This window comes from Photorhabdus kleinii, from assembly GCF_025384885.1.
Classification (GTDB): domain Bacteria; phylum Pseudomonadota; class Gammaproteobacteria; order Enterobacterales; family Enterobacteriaceae; genus Photorhabdus; species Photorhabdus kayaii.
On the sequence record NZ_JAJAFY010000044.1, the window covers coordinates 17,631 to 39,638 of the forward strand.

The window sequence follows — 22,008 nt, forward strand, 5'->3', positions numbered from 1 at the left end:
CACAGTTGCACGGTGAAATTTACCCCTTTAGGGGTATGAGGAAAAGGACTATTTAACGTAGGCGAATAAACTCAGAGAATCTCTGGCGAGAGCATGGCACTTTATCGCATTAGACAGATAAATTCCTTTTAGATCTTGGTAGCTTTCTTCATTGAGCTTGTCCATCAATCGGCTGTTGTAATTAGTTAAATCCCACTTATTGCGTTGAGCAAAATAAATAATAGCTCGTTTAATTTCCCGGTCAGGAATTTGGCTGTAACCACAGTCATATTTCAGGTAGATAAACACCGCTGTCAGATCGGCCAGATCTTCAGCTTCATTTTCTGTCAGCGCTTTTGCGGGGTGAGAAAAACCGAAAAGAACCAGTATGTAAGTCAAGAGAGCTAATTTTCGCATTTGTATTATTATAATCAATCCATGTCATAGTACGTTAACATATTAATATATTTGTTAGGTAAAATTTATTTTTTAAAATTACTGTAAAGATCGACTTAAATCACATTCCCTTCGCTTGACCTTCCTGTAAGGGTAGCCCTTAGGTTTCCTTTATGAGATGTTTTTTGTTGTCTATTTTTTGATTGATTTAACTAGGAAGTGAATATGCAACGACGTGATTTTATCAGATTAAGCGCCATTATGGGGCTATCCAGTATGTTGCCCGTATGGAGTCGTTTCTCCTTTGCTGAATCTTATCCGCCATTACCCATTCCTCTACAACTAGAGCCAGATGCGGCAGGAAAAATTGCTATTGAAATCAAAGCGGGAAAATCCAGTTTTAAAGCAGGAATGGTGACTAAGACCTGGGGTTACAACGGTGATTTACTGGGGCCGGCACTGAAATTGATTTCTGGTAAACCTGTTACTATTGATATTCGTAATCATCTACCAGAAGAGACCACAGTTCATTGGCATGGTTTGGAGATCACTGGGGAAGCCGATGGTGGGCCGCATGCGATGATTGCGCCAGGTGGGCGTCGGACGGTCAATTTTACGCCTGAACAACCGGAAGCAACTTGTTGGTTCCACCCACATACGCATGGCAAGACGGGTTATCAGGTTGCAATGGGGCTTGGCGGATTAGTACTGATTGAAGATGAGAACAGTATTAATACGGGTTTGCCAAATCGATGGGGCGTGGATGATATTCCGGTGATGTTGCAGGATAAGCGCTTGAATAACGAGGGACAGATTGATTATCAACTGGATGTGATGAGTGCTGCTGTTGGTTGGTTTGGCGATATGATGTTGACCAATGGTGTTGTTTTGCCCCAACATACTGCACCGCGTGGCTGGTTACGTCTGCGTTTGCTAAATGGCTGTAATGCTCGTAGTCTCAATATTGCGACCAGTGATGGCCGTCAATTGTATGTTATTGCCAGTGATGGTGGTTTGTTAGCGGAACCGGTTGCGGTTAATGAGTTACCGATTTTGTCGGGAGAGCGTTTTGAGGTAGTGATAGATGCTTCGGATGGAAAATCTTTCGATCTGGTGACGTTACCTGTAGTTCAGATAGGAATGACATTACCGCCATTTGATCAGCCGCTGCCGGTTTTACGTATTCAACCTCAGCTTTTTTCTAGCCGCGTAATACTGTCGGAACAGCTTGTCAAGCTTCCTGCATTGCCTTCTTTTAGTGGTTTGAATCGGCGTCGTTTACATCTGGCGATGGATAGTCGTCTGGATATGCAGGGAATGATGATGTTGTCTCAGCGCTACGGTGATCGGGCTATGGCGGGTATGGAAATGGATCATGGGAATATGAACCACGGAGATATGCATCATGGTGGCGAGTTAAATTTCCATCATGCCAATACCATTAATGGGCGGGCTTTCTCCATGATGGAACCCGCTTTTGATGTGAAACAGGGGCAGTATGAGCGTTGGGTGATTTCGGGGGTCGGCGACATGATGCTGCATCCGTTCCATATCCACGGCACCCGTTTTCGTATTTTGAGTGAAAATGGCCGTAAGCCTGCTGCTCACCGCAGTGGTTGGAAAGACATTGTGCATGTGGAAGGTAAGGAGAGTGAAGTGCTGGTTCAGTTCAATCATACGGCGGGAGTGAAACATCCATTTATGGCGCACTGTCATCTACTGGAACATGAAGATACCGGCATGATGGTGGGTTTTACTGTTAGTAAATAATTTTGCTGACCGCAATGGAGCATAACAAAGCGTTGTACAGGGATTATGGTAGGTATTAGAATAGGCATAGGTTTTGTGTATTATTTATCCTGTTTAAATGAAGGTAATTGAGATGCTTAGTGCAAGATTTGACTCAGAAAAAGCTATAGAGTCTATTCTGTACGTTGCCTCTACAGCACCAATTTCTGACATTTATCATGTGGGCAAAATTCTGTATTTTGCTGACCGGCTGCATTTAGAACGTTATGGCCGGTTAATTGCGGGTGATAACTATCTTGCAATGAAAGATGGCCCTGTTGCAGAGAATGCCTATGATATTATAAAAGTATCCACGGGAGACGGGCGCTTTATTCCAAATACGTGCTTTGCGTGATTTCGATGAATATGTGTTTAGTGATTCTGATATTGATTGCATAAATGAATCAATTGAAAAATATGGGAATCTCTCTTTTAAAGAAATACGTGATATCAGCCACGATAGTGTTTGGATGGCGGCTAACCAGAATGGAGAGATTCCATTGGAAGTGATCGCTGCCAGTTGTAAAGATGGTGATAAGTTAGTTGCTTATTTGACTTTTACTTGAGTAACGATGACTAATCTTGGTGACAGATTTCCCGCATCTTTTAGGGCAGATTTTTCAGCCAAACAGAGTTTGGCTATAGGAGATGTTCTTTATCTTCACTGCCCTTTTACGACTTTGCCAAAGTTAAAATATCTGTTGGTTTCTCTTCTAAATATACCCAATGGATTTCAAGATGCATCGCGACGGCAAGGGAGCGAATCCCCGGGAGCATAGATAACGATGTGACCGGGGTGAGTGAGTGCCGCCAACAAAGAGGCAACTTGAAAGATAACGGGTATATAAACATCCTTATCTTATGCCATACTCGCCTTTAGATATCCTAGGGAAAAGGAACTGTTCAACAATATTGCTAGAAGAACAGCGTATTAATTGGCATATCAACTGGTTATGATTTTTTATTGATTTTCATATATTTATTCATTAAAAACAATTGGTTAACTTTATAATGAAACACACTGTAGAAGTTATGATCTCCGAACAGGAGGTTAAACAACGTATTGCTGAACTGGGAAAACAGATTACTGAACACTATCGTGACGGCGGTAGTGAGCTGGTGTTGGTCGGATTGCTGAGAGGTTCATTTATTTTTATGGCTGATTTATGCCGTGAAATTCAGATCCCTCATCAAGTCGACTTTATGACGGCTTCCAGTTACGGTAGCGGTATGAATTCCACGCGTGATGTGAAAATTCTAAAAGATCTGGACGAGGATATTCGCGGTAAGCATGTACTGATTGTGGAAGATATTATTGATTCAGGTAATACCTTGAATAAAGTGCGTGAAATTTTAGCGCTGCGTGAGCCAAAATCACTGGCAATCTGTACCTTGCTGGATAAACCTTCCCGCCGTGAAGTTGATGTTCCGGTTGAGTGGATTGGTTACTCAATTGAGGATAAATTTGTGGTGGGTTATGGTATCGATTATGCGCAACTTTACCGTCATCTTCCTTATATCGGTCATGTGGTTTTGTTAGAAGAGTAGTTTTTATCTCATTTGAAAACGGCAACTTTTGGGTTGCCGTTTTTGGCTTTGTGATTCAGGCATGGTGTGTAGGGGGCTGCGTTCCTATTTACATTTCGGCACTGGTGCCTAATACGGCTTCCGGTCATAGAACCATATCGGCAGATATCCCTGATTAACAGTAGAATTTATTCCAATATGCTGGACACTATGGCTAAAATTTCATTAACTACAGACGTCGGTGCCTCTTCAATTTTTCTTGCCTGTCTTGCATTTAGATCGACGGAACGAATGCCATTCGCTAATAACACTCCTTGAGTCTGTGTACCGGTGCCCATTAATGTCACGGCAAAACCTGCGAACCTGGCATAATTTCCTCCTTGTGTTATAGGAGCAATAATTGTTAAACCTAATTTGTTAAAATTGTATGGACTTATTACTAAGCATGGTCTTTTGTCACCTTGCAGTTCTTGACCCGCGACTGGGTTTAAGCAAGCTTCAATAATATCCCCTCGTTGAAATATTGCCATTACACTTCATTCCCTACAGGTTTACTAGCATCCCATTCTTTTAATATTTCAGGCATTGGTGCTTCTGAGTCACATAGAGCAAGTAGATCGGCCAATTTATACTTAGGACGATGGTTTACCGCAGAGATTACAATTTTTCCTTGTTCTTCGACAATTGATAATTGGTCACCCTCTTTCAGGTGGAGAGATTTCAATAGCTGAGCTGGAATAATAGTACCAACAGAGTTTCCAATTTTTCTGACATGAGTGAGCATAGCACTTTCCTCGTAAGTAACGGTTATCACATTGTTGACACTGTAGCGTGGTTTTACCTAAGTGTCAACATTGTTATTACAGATAATGTGATTCAATAGCCCATAAAAATGTTCTTTTTCATGAACTATTTTGTCCATTCAAGGAAAATTTGAAACATTCCTTATTGTAGTAAGAAACGCTAGCCTTTTGTAACAACTTCGACAAGGTAGGAAACAGTCAAATGGAATGAAGGTGGTAGAACTGATAACCGAATTTTTTACCTAGTGGATAATAATATATTTATCTTTCCTTTTTTCTGTAGTGATGATGAATATATTTATCATGAATTACGTTGTTTTCTTTTTATTACCATATTTAGTACATTCGTAAAATAAAGAAATCAAAATAAATACTTAAGATTCAAATAGGCAGCGATTTAATAAAATAAAAATCTGTATAAATATTTGCTTAATTACACTATAGAAGAGGTTAAATATAACCTTTTCTACAGCGTATTTTATGAATGATCTAAAAAATCACTTCTTATGCGTCAGTTTGGATATTGTCTGGCGATAGGCAAGTTCCAGTTTTTCACGACTGTCAGCTGTGACTTCCAGATCCTGCAATTGACCATTATGAATACCGTAAACCCAACCGTGGATCATTACTTTTTGGCCTCGTTTCCATGCTGCTTGCATAATGGTTGAGTGACCAAGGTTATATACTTGCTCAACAACGTTAATTTCGCACAGACGGTTCAGACGCTCATTAGGGGGTAATTCACCTAGCATAGAACTGTGTTTATACCAAAGATCACGAATATGTAGCAGCCAGTTGTTAATCAACCCCAGTTCGGTGCCATCAATTGCAGCTTCGATACCACCGCAACCGTAGTGTCCGCAGATAATGATATGTTCAACTTCCAGTACGTCTACCGCATATTGAATAACTGAAAGACAATTTAAGTCAGTATGAATAACCAGGTTTGCAACGTTTCTGTGAACAAATAAGTCACCGGGGGCGGCATCAATTAGTTTTTCTGCTGGTACCCGGCTGTCTGAACAACCAATCCATAAGAAATGAGGTTTTTGTGATTTTGCTAATTCTTTGAAAAAAATTGGATTTTCTTCGTTAACCGATTCTGACCACTGCTTGTTATTGGCAAGCAGCTCTTCTATTTTTTTCATCATGATTCATAGCCTGGTAGTGTTTCTTTAAGATAGAATCATATACAACATCAATTGAAATTTTAATATTTTATTGCTGTTTGTTTTTAATCTTTCTGCTGCTTTTGCAAAGCAAGTCAGGCAGAAAAGGGGCATTATGTTTCCACATTACACGCAAAGGCGACCAGATAATAAAGGTGTTTTGTAATTTATGACTTATGCATTGGAGTTAACGCAGCTTACTAAGACTTACACTGATGGCGTTAAGGCGCTGCGTGGGATAGACCTGAATGTGGAAGTTGGAGACTTCTACGCATTATTAGGCCCGAATGGTGCAGGGAAATCCACCACAATCGGCATTATTAGCTCTCTGGTAAACAAAAGCAGCGGTAAGGTTAAAGTGTTTGGCTATGATATTGATACTGATATTGTGAATGCTAAACGTCAATTAGGTCTTGTTCCGCAAGAATTTAACTTTAATCCGTTTGAGACGGTGTTGCAGATTGTTCTCAATCAGGCCGGTTACTATGGTGTACCGCGAAAAGTGGCTCAAGCCAGAGCGAAAACTTATCTGTCGCAGTTAGATCTGTGGGAAAAACGCAATCAACGGGCGATTCGTTTGTCTGGTGGGATGAAACGACGTCTGATGATTGTACGTGCGTTGATGCATCAGCCTAAATTATTGATCCTTGATGAACCGACTGCCGGTGTTGATATTGAACTTCGTCGCTCTATGTGGAATTTTTTGCAAGAGCTGAATGCTCAGGGAACGACAATTATTCTAACGACTCACTATCTGGAAGAAGCAGAAATGCTGTGCCGTAATATTGGTATTATTCAGCATGGTGAATTGGTGGAAAACACCAGTATGAAAAATTTACTCAGTCGGGTGGAATCTGAAACATTCTTCTTCGATCTGGCAACACAAAACCCAATTCTTGAACTAGTAGGATATGATTATCGACTGCTGGATGCCTCTACTTTGGAAGTGGATGTTCAACGTGGTCAGGGAATAAATAGCGTATTTACCCAATTAAGTGCTCAGGGTATTCATATTTTGAGTATGCGTAATAAAGCGAACCGTCTGGAAGAGTTATTTGTCAGCTTGGTGAGCAACAAATAAGGAGATAGTAAATGATTCAGTTGTACTGGGTGGCGCTAAAAACTATCTGGATTAAAGAAATTACCCGTTTTGGTCGTATCTGGGTACAGACTTTATTACCGCCGGTTATTACCATGTCGCTCTATTTTATTATCTTCGGTAGCTTGATTGGTTCACGTATTGGAGAAATGGGCGGTGTCGATTATATGCAGTTTATTGTCCCTGGCCTTATTATGATGGCAGTGATTACTAACTCTTATGCCAATGTTTCTTCCTCCTTCTTTGGTGCGAAATTTCAGCGCAGTATTGAGGAATTATTGGTGGCGCCGGTTCCGACACACATAGTGATTGTGGGGTTTGTTGGTGGTGGTGTTGCCCGTGGTGTCAGCGTCGGTATTCTGGTGACATTGGTTTCTCTATTTTTTGTGCCGCTTCATATTCATGCGTGGTGGATGATTGTTGTCACGTTGTTGATGACCTCCATTTTGTTCTCACTAGGTGGTTTGCTGAATTCGATTTTTGCTAAAACATTTGATGATATCAGCATTATTCCGACCTTCGTATTAACGCCACTGACTTATCTTGGTGGGGTATTTTATTCATTGACATTATTACCCCCATTTTGGCAAGCGGTTTCCAAGTTGAACCCGATCGTTTATATGATTAGTGGTTTCCGTTATGGTTTCTTGGGGATTACTGATGTTTCTTTGATAATTACGTTGAGTGTTTTGACTGCATTTATTGTGGTTTTTTATCTTGTTGCTTGGTATTTAATTGAAACAGGGCGGGGATTGAGAACTTAATTGTAGATTATTTTGTTATTAAATGGTGATGAATGGGTAGGGGAAGTTTACTTGCAATGTCTTCACAACCTACCCATTATTGAGCGCTTAAATTAATATTTAAGCTACCTGAACTGGCACGGCTTTAGCTATACGGCTCATAATATTATCACCGTCGAAGTAAGCGATATTAGGCTTATGATGACGGGCATCTTCGTTAGGGATTTGTACATATGAGCAAATAATTAGCTTATCACCTACCGCAGCACGGCGTGCTGCTGCCCCGTTAACTGAAATTATTCTAGAACCACGTTCAGCGGCGATAGCATAAGTGGAAAAACGCTCGCCGTTATCCACGTTATAGATATCAATAGCTTCATATTCCAGAATACCGGCTACATCCATGAAATTCTGATCAATTGCACAGGAACCTTCATAATGCAAATCTGCCTGAGTGACTTTCACCCGGTGCAATTTCCCCTGTAGCATCGTACGCAACATGGTTTTTCTCCTGATTCGATGACAACTTAGAACCTTTTTGCATCAATAACGCCTGATACAACGGCGATTATTGCGTTAAATCTACTTGCTGATTATCGATCAAACGGGTTTGCCCTAACCAGGCAGCCATTAGAATAACGGCTTTTTTGCTTTCGGTATTTAACGGCGCCAATGTTTCGGCGTCACGGATAAACAACTCATCAGGTACAAAACCCGTTTCGTGTAGTTGTGCGGAAGCTTGAATGAGCAATTGTTCTGTGTGGCATTCACCCTGTGCCATTTTTTCAGCGATAGATCGCATGATCTTGCTGAATTCTGGGGCGATTCGACGTTCATCGGCTGTTAAATTGTTATTACGCGAACTGAGAGCCAGGCCATTTTTGTCGCGCACAGTAGGTACTGAAACCAGCGTAATATCATAAGCCAGGTCGGCGATCATTTTGCGAATAAGTTGTAGTTGTTGAAAATCTTTTTCGCCAAAGTAGGTTAAATCTGGTTGCACTAGATTGAATAGTTTGCTCACCACGGTTGAAACACCACGGAAATGACCGGGACGACTGGCCCCTTCCAGCATGGTAGAAAGCCCAGGAACTTCAATATAAGTCTGATGTTCCATACCATCAGGGTATATTTCCTTATCAGCAGGAGCAAATACCAGATCGACACCGTGTTGATGAAGTTTTTCGCAATCTTCCTGTAAAGTGCGGGGATATCTTGCCAGATCATCCTGACGATTAAACTGCATCGGGTTGACGAAAATAGAGACGATCACAATATCTGCTTGCCCTTTGGCTGTATCGACTAACGTCATATGGCCGTCGTGCAAGTTACCCATTGTTGGCACCAGTGCAATGCGTTTTCCTTCCTGACGCCAGCGGCGGATTTCACGGCGTAGAATCGGTACAGTTTCGACAATCAGCATTGCTTAATACTCCTTAATGTGTTTATAGCCTTCGGGCTAACAAGGGTAATTTATTAATAAAATGAGTGTTCTTTACCTGGGTAGGCGCCGCTTTCCACTTGTTCTTTATATAAGCGGATGGCATCACGTATATTTCCTGCTTCTTCAAGGAAGTTTTTCACAAATTTAGGGGGGCTTACGGTAATGCCTAGTGCGTCATGCATCACTAAAACTTGCCCATCAGTCACATTACCGGCGCCAATACCAATTACCGGGATCTGTAATTCATCGGTGATACGTTTAGCTAAATCAACGGGTACGCATTCTAGTACTAGCAGTTGTATGCCTGCCTTTTCTAAGGTAATGGCATCTTTTATCAATTGATTCGCTGATACTTCATCACGACCTTGAACTTTATAACCGCCAAGAATATGGACTGATTGAGGAGTTAGCCCTAAATGAGCGCAAACGGGTACAGAACGCTCGGTAAGCATGCTAATGGTATCGTATAACCAGCTACCGCCTTCAAGTTTCACCATGTTAGCGCCAGCACGCATAAGCTTGGCTGCGTTTTCACAACTTTGCTCTGGTGTGGCATAACTCATGAAGGGCATATCGGCAATGATAAAAGTATAAGGTGCTCCGGCACGGACGCAACGAGTATGATAGACAATATCTTCAACTGTCACTGGAATGGTGGTATCAGCCCCTTGCACAGTCATACCCAGTGAGTCACCAACCAGCATGACATCGATACCTTGCTCGGCAAACAGGTGGGCAAAGCTGGCGTCATAAGCGGTAATAGTTGCAAATTTACGTTTTTCTTTTTTGAGCTGATTCAGATCAGTCATGGTTATTGGTTTCATTATTTATCTTCCTTCTCCTGCAATTTTTCTTGTTATGTACAGAAATCGGCCACAGATTGAACTGAGATCCCTATATGTAATGATTAGAATCAGAGCTGCGGTTGCAGCCAGAGTGTCAGGCCGTTTTCTGGGATGTGTTTCAGTCTTTCAGATAAAGCTTCCCCATCAGGAAATATAAGATCAGGGGCAATTTCAGCTAACGGGTAGAGCATAAATTCGCGTTGTTTTAGTCCGTAGTGAGGCACTGTCAATCGTTCGGTAGTAATCACCTGATCACCAAATAGCATGATATCCAGATCGAGTGTTCTTGGCCCCCAGCGTTCATCTTTTCTTACCCGTCCCTGGGCCAGTTCAATCGCCTGAGTGTGATTGAGTAATTCTTCCGGTGTTAGCGTGGTTTCCAGTGCGACTGCCGCATTCAGAAAATCAGGTTGATTCTGCGGCCCCATCGGTTTAGTACGATACAGTGAGGAGCAGGCAATACATTCTGTTTCCGGTAAATCTTTTAATGCAGCAAGTGCATTTTTTACTTGCTGCATAGGTTCTGCCAGATTGCTACCAACAGCGATATAAACACGAGCCATAATTTATTAGCTGTTCCTGCTCAGTCTTGGTTTATAGTGACGGCGAGGCCGTGTACGACGACGAACAATCTCACTGCCCAGTTCAGAAATCATACTCCGTTGCTGTGATGCATTGACTTGCTGAAATTCTCCCCACCAATCGACAAGATCTTTTAGCTCATTGCGATTTTCAACATTGGCTCTCAGTTCCAGCAAATCATAGGCAGCACGGAATTTAGGGTGTTCCATCAGTTTATTTGCCCGCTTACCATGACGGCGTGGCAGACGTAACTGTAATTGCCAGATATCACGCATGATGGTTGTCAGGCGCTTAGGAATGGCAATGGAGTGGCATTGCTCATCCAGAATGTCATTCATCGCCAATGCAAAAGCATCGTAGTAAGCCAGGCCACCTTCTTGAGACAGCTTTTCCGCATGTTCAACCAGTGGATACCAGAGCATTGCGGCGAACAAAAACGCCGGGTTAACCCGTTTATCATTTTGTAACCGGTAATCGGTATTCTTCAAAACCTGATTGAGTATACGTTCCATTGGCGAATCGTTATTTTCGGTGAAATAGCGTTGAACCAATGGGAAAAGTGGTTGAAATAGGCGGTATTCGCGCAGAAGTTTATAAGTGCTGTAACCTTGACCGGTTTGTAAAAGTTTTAAAGATTCTTCAAACAGACGGGCAGGTGGAATATTACTCAGCAGAAAAGCCAAACGAGAAATAGGTTCGGCGGTACCTTCGCTGATGGTCATATTCAGTTTGCTAGCGAAACGGATCGCACGCAGCATTCTTACTGGATCTTCCCGATAGCGGGTTTCAGGATCGCCAATCAAGCGGATAACACCGGTTTCCAGATCATGAAGGCCACCGGCATAATCACGCAGAGAGAAATCATTGATACCGTAATAGAGGCTGTTTATGGTGAAATCGCGGCGCATAGCATCTTCTTCAATTGAGCCGAAGATGTTATCCCGCAGTAGCATGCCGCTTTGTGCTTGTTGTGATTGATTTTTATCATCAGAACCCGTTTGTTCATGTGGACCACGGAATGTTGCGACTTCAATCACTTCCTGACCAAACATAATATGAGCTAAGCGAAAGCGGCGTCCAACCAGACGGCAGTTGCGAAATAATTTACGCACCTGTTCTGGTGTGGCATTGGTGGCAATATCAAAATCTTTCGGTTTTGTACCGAGTAATAAGTCACGGACACCACCGCCAACCAAATAGGCTTCAAAACCGGATTTATTCAAACGGTAAAGGACCTTCAGTGCATTTTCACTGATATCTCTGCGGGAAATACAATGTTGTTCCCGTGGAATTATCGTTATCGATAAATTCGAATGAGGATTCTCCTGTTCAACCTTCCTTGGTGTCTCCACATTGGATAAGAGTTGATAAGGGTTTTGGCGATTAGAGTGAAGAGTTATGTACTCTTCCTGAGCAGAACGGTCAGATCCGGTGACTGGCCTTTCACTGGCTGCCTGTAGTTCGCGGTTATTTTTCCCTTCGCGGATCAATAAGTTACGGCAGAAATTTGCTACTCGGTTAAAAATGGTACACCTCGATAAGTAACTAATCATATAAAACAAATAAAAAACAGCGGCTAATCATAGCCTACTGTGTATTTTTTGAGAATGGTTGTTATGACTAACCGTAACTTTATTCATGTTATCTATGTGCATTTTACCTTGTCGTGGAATTCGGTCCAGATCCCAACGTGCTGTTGCTTTTTGTAACAATTGATCACGAGAAAGATCTTGCCAGTTTTCTATAACAGATTGATTAAGGAAAGATAATACTTCAATCAGTAATGGCCGGGGATCATCCAATGGGATCGGCTGAGCATGATTCTGTTTGGAAAGTTTATTGCCGTCCTTATTCAGAGCGAGTGGTAAATGAATATAGTCAGGTATTTTGAGATTTAATTGCTGATAAAGCGCAATCTGGCGGACAGTTGGTTCAATCAAATCTGCCCCTCTTACCACCTCAGTCACCCCTTGGTAATCATCATCAATAACAACCACTAAATTATAGGCAAATAAACCGTCACGACGGTGAATAATAAAATCTTCTTCAGCCATGACCGGATCGGCGTTCAGATATCCTTGTAATTTATCTTCAAAACCGTAAACCGGATGACGCTGTTTGAATCGAATTGCTGCATGATCAATGGGCAAATTTAATTCACGACAGTTTCTATCATAAAAACCATTAATCTGATGAATGCGTTGACGGGTACAGGTACAGTAATAACTTAAACCTTGTTGTTGCAATTGATTAAGGACATGGCGATAAGCCTCATGGCGTTGAGACTGATAGAGAATTTCACCATCCCAATGTAAACCGTAATGTTCAAGTGCGTGAAGAATCCGGCTGGCAGCACCGGGAACTTCTCTGGGCGGATCAATATCATCAATACGTATCAGCCACTTTCCCTGACAAGCACGGGCTTGCAAATAGCTGCCAATGGCAGTGATTAATGAACCAAAATGCAGGTCACCAGAAGGTGATGGGGCGAAACGCCCAATATAAGCTTGGGGACGTTCAGATTTTATCATATGGAGATCAGTGGGGTTGTTTATACGGCGTCATAAAGACGCCGTATTCGGAACACCATTAATTAGCCAGCCATCTGTTTTTCACGGATTTCGGCCAGCGTCTTACAATCAATACACAAATCTGCGGTTGGACGGGCTTCCAAACGACGGATGCCGATCTCAATGCCGCAAGATTCACAAAAACCGAAATCGTCATCTTCGACTTTTTTCAGGGTTTTCTCGATCTTCTTAATCAATTTACGCTCACGATCGCGGTTACGTAATTCAAGACTGAATTCTTCTTCCTGCGCCGCACGGTCAACTGGATCAGGGAAGTTCGCTGCCTCATCCTGCATATGAGATACAGTACGATCTACTTCATCCCTGAGTTGATTGCGCCATGCTTCAAGAATTAGCTTGAAATGCGCCAACTGGGCATCGTTCATGTATTCTTCACCTGGCTTCTCTTGGTAAGGTTCTACCCCAGCGATGGCGAGAATGCTTAAGGACGAGGTTTTACGTTTTTGCCCTTCTTGCATAATACTTCTCCTAACACACGCACTATCAAACGAACCCCTAGCGGGGAAAAAAATAGGCCGTTATAAATAGCAGATGGAGCAAGGGTTGGCAATTGTTCCTGCTATTAGTTTCACAATGGTGTGGAAGCAAATGTATTGTATGCCTTTACACCTTGTACAACTTGGCTGCAAATATTAGGTGAATCGGTAAGTTAATCATTTTAGTACAAAAGTTAACTTATCGCCTAAAACCATCCCTTTTCCTGTCATGTTGGCCTGGTAACAGATAACTTCGACCCCAGAATTTTGCGCTTGTTCCAAAAGAGATGAATAATTATGATCAATATGTGCAGCCGCCGCGACCTGCCTGATGCTAGAATGCAAGACTGCAAAAAATAAAACAGCCCTTTGCCCTTGTTCTGCTATGTGTTGCAATTCCCGTAGGTGTTTTTGCCCGCGAGTCGTGACAGCATCAGGGAAATAGCCACAATTTTCCTGGAGAAGAGTCACTGATTTCACTTCAATGTAGCAATTAACTTGCTGTTCTGCCTGTAATAGCAGATCTATCCGGCTGTTCTCTTCGCCATATTTCACTTCCCGGCTGATTTTTTTATATTCAGAAAATTCTGGAATAGCATTTTGTGCAATGGCCTCAGCGACTAGATCATTTGCTCTGAGCGTATTAACACAAATCCAGTGACCATCCTGTGTTTCTGTCAATTCCCAACTGTTGGGGTATTTACGTTTGGGATTATCAGAGGTGGAATACCAAACCGTATCTCCCGGTGTCGCACAGCCGGTCATTGCGCCCGTATTGGCACAGTGGATAGTCAGTGTTTCTCCTTCCGGTGTGATGACATCAGCTAGGAAACGTTTATAACGACGAATGAGTGTGGCGGATTGTAACGGAGGATGGAATTTCATAAAAACGCCTTAATGACGGATGGCATAAGATTGAAGCAGGCAATGCTACAATGTTCTTTCAGTCGACCAAAACATCTTTCCACAACATTTCGTCTTATGGTCGAATTTTACCCGTCTATCTGACCGGGATTTTTCGTTTGATTTATACCCGTCATCTTTCAAGTTGCCTCTTTGTTGGCTGCACTCACTCACCCCGGTCACATCGTTATCTATGCTCCCGGGGATTCGCTCCCTTGCCGTCGCGATCCATCTTGAAATCCATAGGGTATATACGGAATTATCACTTTTATTCCCTGATTTTTTAATCGGCTACGTAATGATTGGCTGGAGTAATCTTTATCCGAAATAACTGCTTTTGAACGATGTTTCATAAAACTGTTTTTATGCTGAATACCAAGACTATCCAGCAGGTGTAATGTATATTAGTCGAATCTGCCATTAAATAGTTATTTAATGGAGTGTACTATTCCGTTGCTTTTGAAACCCCTATTATCGCTTAAAATTAGTAAAGAATTTCAAGTTGAACAGGATCACTTATTATTTTAATAACCCCAGTGTCAGATTTTTCAAATTCAATTTGATATTTTTCATTGTCAATGCCTGTAATAATATTATCTAGATAAGAATATGCGAATCTTATTGATTTGCTTTTAGCCCATTCAGGTAATAAATGCACATAGTAGTTAAAAACTATAAACCCTCTTTTTTTATTTATGTAAGTTATACTTAGAATGTTTTTTAACATCATTCTACCGTAACAAAAATCACCATTTTTATTAAATTCTTTTTTTCCTAACTTGGTTAAGTTCCATAATTTATTTTTTCCTCTTTTAAAATCCAATTTCACTAATCCAGCATCAACAAGAGATTCCATGTTCGCATTAACCCATATAGAATTTTCATTAATTGATACTGGCCATTCAGTTTCACCTAGGCATAATAATATTTTATCGTCAATTTTTTTTTGTATTTTTTTTCTAAAAGATTCATTTTCTCCTGAATGACAAAAAAAAGATAAAAAAACAAAAAAAAATAAAAAAATTTCATAAACTACACTCCATATTATATTCTGTCATGGCATCACTAACATTTTTATATTTTTTCTTTGTAAGATAGGATTTAGTATAATCCCAATAATAATTTGAAATACCAGGCACTTCATTGTTGTATTTTATATCATATTTAATAAATTCTACTGGGTATTCTCCAAATATGTCATCATCATTATTTTTTTTGCGAAAAAAAATAATATAATAAACTCCATTTTTTACCCTTAGCTCGTAATCTTGTATTTTTATTTCAGAAGCAGATAATTTAAAATCAAACCAAGTAAAACCAGTATCATTTGGGAGTGGAACTATATTAAATTTCCCATTTTTATTTTTTATAAAAACAGTTAATGTGTTACTTGGATGAGATGTATTGTTTTCAAATTTGGCATAAAAAATTACATCTTTTTTTCCATCACCATTCAAATCTATAAGATTGATTCCATCCTTTAGATTTACCTTATTTCCGCAATGAGAAAATGCCTCAAACGAGAAAAGTAAAATAAAAATAAGGTAAAATTTATTTTTCATTTAAATAGCTCCTAACTAATCTAAATCCAACATCTGGCATAATATATCCTGAACTATGGTTATCACAACTGGATAAGCTGTTTGCATGGGAAAGATAACTTCCACCACAAAAATAGTACAACTTAACTGTACCAAGTTCATAACTATCATAGACCCATTCAGAAACATTTCCACTCATATCGTATAAATCTAAGTCGTTTGGAGATAATTTACCTACAACCTGTGTTCCAAAATTACTTGTATTAAACTCTGGATACCATGCCACCTTCTTAGAATCATTGCTTCCAGAGTGATAGTATCCATATCTTCCTAATCGTAAGGCAGGTTTTCCGCCCCTTGCTGCAACATGCCATTCATTTAAGGTAGGTAAACGATAGCCATTAGCGTTTGTATTTATAAAGATCTCTAAGTTTTTGTCTTTTTTTCTAATAATTTTATTTCCTTTTTGAAAATATACTGGAGTGAGTTTTAATTTCTCACTTAATGCATTTGAAAAAAGAATGGTATCTAACCATTTAATACTAGTCACAGGATGCCTGCCTTCATCCTGCTCAGGAGGAAGACAATCTTCATAATATGCCCCATTACATCCATCATCAAAATCATAACCATTTAATATAGCCCATTCATATACCTCTTTATATTCTGAATAAGTAACTTCATTCTTCATGATATAAAAAGAATTTAATGTAACATTAGAATGAGATTCATAATTTTGAGCGCCAAACACACTACCAACGTAAAAATCACCGCCTTCAACAAAGCTGAGTTTCATGTTATCAAATGAATATGCTTTTGATGACATTATTATAGATAAAAACAAATAAATATATTTCATTTTTTTTCCTATATTTCAATGTTGCTTTTCGGGTATGAGCAGCAAGTCAATATATATCCAGAAGATATTTTATCTCTAGATATTCCACCAGAATGATCTAAATTAACTTCACCAGAAATAAGCTTTACTTTACATTTGCCACAATATCCAGAAGCGCAATGATATTTTAATTTAACTCCATTCTTATAAGCACATTTCAAAATCGTTTCATTCGATGATATATCAAAAGAATCATTTCCAATTTTTAATGTAAAGACATCCATTTTTATCTCCCGTATTTTTTTAATCTTAAAATAATCTCTTTCATTATCTTTTTGTTTTCTGTAACAAAGGTATCTGAAGCCACTGCATTTTCATTTATCCTTCTTAATAAATATGGCAATGATTTATCAATTGGCCCATATGGTAAATATTTACACGTCCTAATACCATTGTAAGCTAGTTTTGATGAAATATGATCTCCAATCCCGTACAATTGTCCAATCCAAAATGATTTATTTTTTAATTCATTCTTATTTAATATGATTGATATACTATTTTCATTATGAGTTGCAAAAAAAGGATAAAAATACTCAATTCTTTTTGATATGTATTCAGCTAAATAATTATAATTTAAATCAGTCTCTTCTTTTTTTAAAAAAAATGTTCCAATTGATTTTTCTTTATTTTTAATCTCTTCTTCTAAATAAGCTCCTCTAACAATCTTAATACCAACTTTAATGTTATTATCAATAGCAATTTTATGTAGTAACATCAGAAGATCAATGGATTCTTTTTTGTAGGATTGTATTGTTAATGTTATAATAGGCAATATTTTATTGTGTTTAATAATGCTATCTATGACAATCTTGTCTACTGCTGCCTGAATCCAAGATTGCTCTGCATCAATCATAACTTTAACTGATTTAATTTCTGCATAATGAAATATTTTTTCATAACGTTCTAATATCCTACTCCAAGAATTAATTTTTTCTCCAAAAAAATTCCAACCTCTCATTTTTTCTTCATAAAGATGAATATCTCCTAGTGATGAAGGCTTAATGGCAACATATGGTATATTGGACTCTTTGCTAGCGAGATCAATTAATTTTAATGTTGACTCTAGCGCATTATTAAAGAAAATTTCGTCGTTTTTCCCTTCAATTGCATAATCTAATATGCTATGAATATTATTTTTTGATAGAAAAATCACATTAGCCTTTGCTTCATCTATACTTTCACCACCAAAATAAACCCCATTTAAAAACCTAATAAAAAACTTATTTTTTTTATTTAAAATAAATCTCATCATCCATAAAGAAATTTTTTTTGTGATTTTATTTGTTAACAATAAAGTTACAAAAAACTTAAGAAAAAGGGTTGATATACTATATCTAGAATACAGTGATGTTTCGTCTTTAAAAACTTTATTGTTGTTTGATTTTTTATTAGCCATTATTTGTAATTTCTATAGTTATAACAACTCATATGTCACTTTATTTTTACCTCCCCTTCTATGAAGGGGGAGGAATTTAAATATCAGCAGTTTGCCCACGGTAGAGACGACGAACGATATTATCGTCATCAAATTCTTCCCTTTCATGAATAACTCTTCTGTTATCCATTATAATTAAATCACCTTTTTCCCAATAATGCTTATAATAATAGCGGGGATTTTTCATAAATTCAGTAAGCTCAGCAAAAAATCTCTTTGTTTCTTCATCTGTGAACCCAACAATTCTTGGCTCCCAGCTGGCTGGTTGTCCTTCATCGAATGGAAAATATATTAGCATTTTTCTCACCCATCCAAGGTCAGTAAATACAGGAACTTGAAACCATCCAGCAGGAGATACATCTACGTAGTAGCCATATTCTAGAACTATTACTTCAAAAATTTCATTTTCTAAAATATTTAATAAATGTTTAGGCATTTCTTTGCATGCAAGAACATGGTCACAAACGGTAGTTGCTCCTCGAAACTTCATGTTTTTTATTTCAGCAGCATATAAAAAAACTTGATCTACTTGCGATAATAATAACCCACCATCAGCATGAAATGGGAGTTGTCCACGCCCAGTGACAATTTTTCCTTTTTCGCCTTCAAGTTTTAATGTATCACGATACCCAAAACCAACATCTATTTTTTCATCTGCATACTCAACTATTGTTCCATATTTGCTGTATATATCGCGAAATTCATCAGCATTAAGGTTTATTTTATTGACTACAATAAAGCCTTGTCTCATTAGAAGATTTTTAATTTCTTTAGCAGAAGCTTTCAAAAAATCATCTGTACTAATGTTAGCACCAAAACCTGACTGCATTATTGGTGACCATTGTAAATTTTTATTCATTTAATTATCCTCATAATATTTATCACCAAGTACTTTTTTAAAGTGCTTTTGAGAATCTCTAGAGCCAAACGAATTTTTATGAACTAATTTTGATTCTTTTCTGCTATCTTCCAAGATATCAACGAATTTTTTGTTCATAAATTTTTTTGTGTTCGAGTATGCTGTTTTCGGATATTTTGCTAGTAAATTAGCGCGTTCTATAGCTGTTTCTAAAAGAATTTCTTTATCTATTACCTGATTTGCAATGTTGTATTTAATACACATTTCTGATGAAAGTTCTTCGCATTCAAATACAATTTTTCTCATTATATTATGTCCATGTGTAAAACTAAGTATAGCTGCACCTACAGAACAACCAATACCGTGTTTTAATTCAGGCATTATAAATTTAGCTTCGCTTGATATAATTCTTTGGTCAAACATTAGAGCAAATTGAAATCCCATTCCTACAGCATAACCATCTACCGCAGCTACTGTTGGTTTGTTTACGTTTAAAACAGCACAATATAGATCTATCACTCTATCTATCCAACGTTCCACATTTTCTCCTGATAGATTTTTAACTTCATTGAAATCTCCCCCAGAAGAAAAAGAACGATTCTCTCCACCATAAACAACAATGGCTTTAACATTGTCATCTTGATCAGCTTTAATTAAAGATTTTTTAATTGAATTTTCTAAGCTTTCACTAAATGGATTATGCTTATTTTCATGGTTAAGTATAATTACTCTAATTGAGCTAAAATCTCTTTCTATTACCATATCTAACTCCTTTTTATAATTTCACGCAACTTGGTTGAATTTGCTTCTTCAATTGACAATTTTCCTGTCAAAAACTCTTTATATATAGAATAACTAAACCTTGTTTTATCTTGATAGTTATTTACTTCAGTTCCTATCATTGTTGCAAAAAACTTATTGACAGATGATCCTTCATGAATACCTATTTTTTTCTCCATATTATTTCTTTTGGGAGGATATTTATACTGCTTGCATATTCTCGTAAAATATTTTTAACTTCATTATCTCTTATTTTAAAGTATGGGTCCAAATTATGACATAAAGATATAAGATTATTAGTCCAAAATGGGTGATAAACGTTCAACCCATAATTTCCTGCTCCATGAGTTGAAAATTCTCCTGTCCATTTAGTTCTATAAACTTGCTCAGATAATATTTTATTTGGTTCAATATAGGATTTTCCGGGTTCTAATATCCCTCCAAATAATAGATCAGAACCATATCCTGTTATCAATTAGTTAACTTTTCCTTTTGCTAATTCATAAACATTAAATAATCCTGATTGAATCTCAGAAGATAATCCGTCAAATATTTCATTATGATAAATAGCTTTTACTACACCTGATATAACTTCATCTTCACTAAGAATTTTAACTTCGTGTTCTGTACCGAGATAATCAGAAACAATTTTAGAAAATTCAAATTCATTGCTTAATTCTGTTCCTATAGACCATGTTTTTACTTTATCAAAATACTTTGATGCTAAAGCAGTAACTAAACTTGAATCTAATCCTCCTGATAGTGGAACACCTATAGTTTTATTATTTTTAGATAACCGGGAAATAGAATTTCTCAAATCAGAATCAATTATTTCAAGAAGGTCACTTTCTTTTATATCAAAAGAATTTTCCTCTACAGGAGGTATTACATACTCAACTCCTAAATGAGGATATCTTTGTTCATCAAATGTTAATTTATTTATTGTACCAGGCTTTAATCTAGACACATTTCTTATTGGTGAAAAATTATCTGGTTTTAGTGAGCTCTTAATAACTTCGCTTTCAGATTTGAAATCAAAAGCTTTATCTCCCTCTACCTTACCAACAATCTTCAAGCTATTAGTAATCCAAATAAAATCTGTCTGTACTAAATTTACTAAATTTAATCCTCTAGACTCTGTTGTTACTTCTATATTTCCTTTTTTATCCTCAATAAAAAGGCAATAATCCCCTTCTGCTATAGAAATAATGGAATTGCCAAATTTTCTCTAATTAATAATAAAACCTCCACATCGCTAAGCACACCAGCTCTTCCTTCTATTTTTCCAAGAATGAATCTGATGGTAGATATGTTATATATATTACCAATTAAAAAAGCAGTATATCTTTCACTTTTAAATTTAGATACATTTGTTGTATTACGGAAGAGTATTCTTCCGGTAGATAACTCATCAAATTGAAACTCATTTGTTAATTCATTTAAATTTTTATCAAAACCATATTTGACAAAGCAAAATTCAGAGCCCAATTTTAAACTCCTTTCATAACTTTGTAAAAATAATTAAGAATCTAAGTAATTAAAAGATTAGCACATTAAATGAATTTATCAATGTATTTGACATTAAAATTATTTATATATCTAATCTAACTATTTGTTTTTAAAAACAGAAACCGCAATATTACTGTATCAATGGCAATTATGTATGATTATATTCTGTCTGTACCCTGTATTGGCACAGTGGATAGAATTTCATAAAAACGCCCTAATGACGGATGGCATAAGATTGAAGCAGGCAATGCTACAATGCCGGCGGTTGAAAGTTAACTTTCTTTGTATGGAGTGTTTGTGTCTTTATTGCCTGTATATGAGGTCGTCGAGCCTGTCCTGAGTGCGTTGAAAAGTTCACAACAGGTCCTGCTTCATGCTCCGGCTGGGGCCGGGAAATCGACGGTTTTGCCATTGGAAATTCTGAAAAAAGCCGATTTCTCTGGGCGTATCATAATGTTAGAACCACGGCGGATTGCTGCTCGCAGTGTCGCCAATCGCCTTGCCGCTCAATTGAATGAAAATATCGGGCAGACCGTGGGTTACCGGATGCGTTCAGAAACGAAAATGAGTGCAACTACTCGCCTTGAAGTGGTAACAGAAGGCATTTTAACCCGAATGTTACAGCAGGACCCCATGCTGAC

Annotated in this window: 25 protein-coding genes and 2 pseudogenes; 7 read left to right on the top strand and 20 right to left on the bottom strand. The window is 38.2% G+C overall.

Going from position 1 to position 22,008, the window contains the following annotated elements; translation table 11 throughout:
• Positions 1–48: 48 nt before the first annotated feature.
• Positions 49–396 (bottom strand): YacC family pilotin-like protein, encoded by a 348-nt coding sequence (locus LG003_RS17645; RefSeq protein WP_112877032.1) that lies wholly within the window; start codon positions 394–396, stop codon positions 49–51.
• Between the two features lie 204 nt (positions 397–600).
• Between LG003_RS17645 and cueO the strand changes: the two genes are divergently transcribed.
• The 4 genes from cueO (at position 601) to hpt (ending at position 3,711) form a co-directional block, all read left to right on the top strand.
• Positions 601–2,145 (top strand): multicopper oxidase CueO, encoded by a 1,545-nt coding sequence (gene cueO, locus LG003_RS17650; RefSeq protein WP_262981279.1) that lies wholly within the window; start codon positions 601–603, stop codon positions 2,143–2,145.
• Positions 2,146–2,257: 112 nt separating this feature from the next.
• Entirely contained in the window at positions 2,258–2,518 is a 261-nt protein-coding gene (locus LG003_RS17655) for a Panacea domain-containing protein (RefSeq protein ID WP_262981280.1), read from the top strand.
• 13 nt (positions 2,519–2,531) lie between these two features.
• A complete protein-coding gene (locus tag LG003_RS17660) occupies positions 2,532–2,729 on the top strand; it encodes a Panacea domain-containing protein (RefSeq protein WP_262981281.1) in 198 nt (65 codons plus the stop codon).
• 445 nt (positions 2,730–3,174) lie between these two features.
• Positions 3,175–3,711, top strand: coding sequence for a hypoxanthine phosphoribosyltransferase (gene hpt / locus LG003_RS17665; protein WP_112877030.1), 537 nt, complete (start codon positions 3,175–3,177; stop codon positions 3,709–3,711).
• Between the two features lie 167 nt (positions 3,712–3,878).
• On the opposite strand, the gene LG003_RS17670 is transcribed toward hpt, so the two are convergent.
• The 3 genes from LG003_RS17670 to can form a co-directional block, all read right to left on the bottom strand.
• The gene (locus tag LG003_RS17670; RefSeq protein WP_112877029.1) at positions 3,879–4,220 is read right to left on the bottom strand and encodes a type II toxin-antitoxin system ChpB family toxin; all 342 of its coding nucleotides are present in this window, start codon (positions 4,218–4,220) and stop codon (positions 3,879–3,881) included.
• Positions 4,220–4,474 (bottom strand): AbrB/MazE/SpoVT family DNA-binding domain-containing protein, encoded by a 255-nt coding sequence (locus LG003_RS17675; RefSeq protein ID WP_225816796.1) that lies wholly within the window; start codon positions 4,472–4,474, stop codon positions 4,220–4,222. Before LG003_RS17675 ends, LG003_RS17670 begins: the two co-directional genes overlap by 1 nt.
• A 516-nt stretch (positions 4,475–4,990) precedes the next feature.
• Positions 4,991–5,644 carry a carbonate dehydratase gene (can, locus tag LG003_RS17680; protein WP_011145235.1) on the bottom strand — a complete coding sequence of 218 codons (654 nt, stop codon included), beginning with the start codon at positions 5,642–5,644 and terminating at the stop codon, positions 4,991–4,993.
• A 187-nt stretch (positions 5,645–5,831) separates the two neighbouring features.
• Between can and LG003_RS17685 the strand changes: the two genes are divergently transcribed.
• Both LG003_RS17685 and LG003_RS17690 read left to right on the top strand, forming a co-directional pair.
• Positions 5,832–6,743: an ABC transporter ATP-binding protein gene (locus tag LG003_RS17685; RefSeq protein ID WP_112877027.1), complete on the top strand. Its 912-nt coding sequence runs from the start codon at positions 5,832–5,834 to the stop codon at positions 6,741–6,743.
• 11 nt (positions 6,744–6,754) lie between these two features.
• On the top strand, positions 6,755–7,525 hold the full coding sequence (locus tag LG003_RS17690; RefSeq protein WP_228901624.1) for an ABC transporter permease: 771 nt from the start codon (positions 6,755–6,757) through the stop codon (positions 7,523–7,525).
• 99 nt (positions 7,526–7,624) lie between these two features.
• Here the strand turns inward: LG003_RS17690 and panD are convergent, their stop codons facing one another.
• From panD to cpmA, 16 genes and pseudogenes are all read right to left on the bottom strand, one after another.
• Entirely contained in the window at positions 7,625–8,005 is a 381-nt protein-coding gene (panD, locus tag LG003_RS17695) for an aspartate 1-decarboxylase (RefSeq protein WP_112877025.1), read from the bottom strand.
• Between the two features lie 67 nt (positions 8,006–8,072).
• Positions 8,073–8,927 (bottom strand): pantoate--beta-alanine ligase, encoded by an 855-nt coding sequence (panC, locus tag LG003_RS17700; protein WP_262981282.1) that lies wholly within the window; start codon positions 8,925–8,927, stop codon positions 8,073–8,075.
• Between the two features lie 53 nt (positions 8,928–8,980).
• Positions 8,981–9,772, bottom strand: a complete 792-nt coding sequence (gene panB, locus LG003_RS17705) for a 3-methyl-2-oxobutanoate hydroxymethyltransferase (protein WP_112877023.1) — start codon at positions 9,770–9,772, stop codon at positions 8,981–8,983.
• 89 nt (positions 9,773–9,861) lie between these two features.
• Complete coding sequence (gene folK / locus LG003_RS17710; RefSeq protein WP_112877022.1) at positions 9,862–10,356, bottom strand: 2-amino-4-hydroxy-6-hydroxymethyldihydropteridine diphosphokinase; 495 nt, start codon at positions 10,354–10,356, stop codon at positions 9,862–9,864.
• Between the two features lie 6 nt (positions 10,357–10,362).
• On the bottom strand, positions 10,363–11,865 hold the full coding sequence (gene pcnB / locus LG003_RS17715) for a polynucleotide adenylyltransferase PcnB (protein WP_240000729.1): 1,503 nt from the start codon (positions 11,863–11,865) through the stop codon (positions 10,363–10,365).
• Between the two features lie 90 nt (positions 11,866–11,955).
• Positions 11,956–12,906 (bottom strand): tRNA glutamyl-Q(34) synthetase GluQRS, encoded by a 951-nt coding sequence (gluQRS, locus tag LG003_RS17720; RefSeq protein ID WP_112877020.1) that lies wholly within the window; start codon positions 12,904–12,906, stop codon positions 11,956–11,958.
• 62 nt (positions 12,907–12,968) lie between these two features.
• Positions 12,969–13,424, bottom strand: coding sequence for an RNA polymerase-binding protein DksA (gene dksA, locus LG003_RS17725; RefSeq protein ID WP_011145244.1), 456 nt, complete (start codon positions 13,422–13,424; stop codon positions 12,969–12,971).
• Positions 13,425–13,619: 195 nt separating this feature from the next.
• Positions 13,620–14,327, bottom strand: a complete 708-nt coding sequence (gene sfsA, locus LG003_RS17730) for a DNA/RNA nuclease SfsA (protein WP_262981283.1) — start codon at positions 14,325–14,327, stop codon at positions 13,620–13,622.
• A 502-nt stretch (positions 14,328–14,829) separates the two neighbouring features.
• Positions 14,830–15,390, bottom strand: a complete 561-nt coding sequence (gene cpmH, locus LG003_RS17735) for a carbapenem biosynthesis protein CpmH (RefSeq protein WP_370446050.1) — start codon at positions 15,388–15,390, stop codon at positions 14,830–14,832.
• Complete coding sequence (gene cpmG, locus LG003_RS17740) at positions 15,371–15,907, bottom strand: carbapenem biosynthesis protein CpmG (RefSeq protein ID WP_011145247.1); 537 nt, start codon at positions 15,905–15,907, stop codon at positions 15,371–15,373. The genes cpmH and cpmG overlap by 20 nt, the downstream gene beginning before the upstream one ends.
• Positions 15,897–16,745: a carbapenem biosynthesis protein CpmF gene (cpmF, locus tag LG003_RS17745; RefSeq protein WP_112877017.1), complete on the bottom strand. Its 849-nt coding sequence runs from the start codon at positions 16,743–16,745 to the stop codon at positions 15,897–15,899. Before cpmF ends, cpmG begins: the two co-directional genes overlap by 11 nt.
• Positions 16,746–16,753: 8 nt before the next feature.
• On the bottom strand, positions 16,754–17,008 hold the full coding sequence (gene cpmE / locus LG003_RS17750; RefSeq protein WP_112877016.1) for a carbapenem biosynthesis protein CpmE: 255 nt from the start codon (positions 17,006–17,008) through the stop codon (positions 16,754–16,756).
• Positions 16,977–18,180: pseudogene (gene cpmD, locus LG003_RS17755) on the bottom strand (carbapenem biosynthesis protein CpmD). The gene cpmE and the pseudogene cpmD overlap by 32 nt, the downstream one beginning before the upstream one ends.
• A gap of 76 nt (positions 18,181–18,256) precedes the next feature.
• Positions 18,257–19,078: a (5R)-carbapenem-3-carboxylate synthase gene (gene cpmC, locus LG003_RS17760; RefSeq protein WP_262981285.1), complete on the bottom strand. Its 822-nt coding sequence runs from the start codon at positions 19,076–19,078 to the stop codon at positions 18,257–18,259.
• Positions 19,079–19,840 carry a carboxymethylproline synthase gene (gene cpmB, locus LG003_RS17765; protein WP_112877014.1) on the bottom strand — a complete coding sequence of 254 codons (762 nt, stop codon included), beginning with the start codon at positions 19,838–19,840 and terminating at the stop codon, positions 19,079–19,081.
• 2 nt (positions 19,841–19,842) lie between these two features.
• Positions 19,843–21,346, bottom strand: a pseudogene (cpmA, locus tag LG003_RS23265) (carbapenam-3-carboxylate synthase).
• Between the two features lie 318 nt (positions 21,347–21,664).
• On the opposite strand from cpmA, the gene LG003_RS17790 reads away from it, so the two are divergent.
• The coding region (locus LG003_RS17790) for a DEAD/DEAH box helicase (protein WP_390894149.1) at positions 21,665–22,008 on the top strand (344 nt) is incomplete at its 3' end.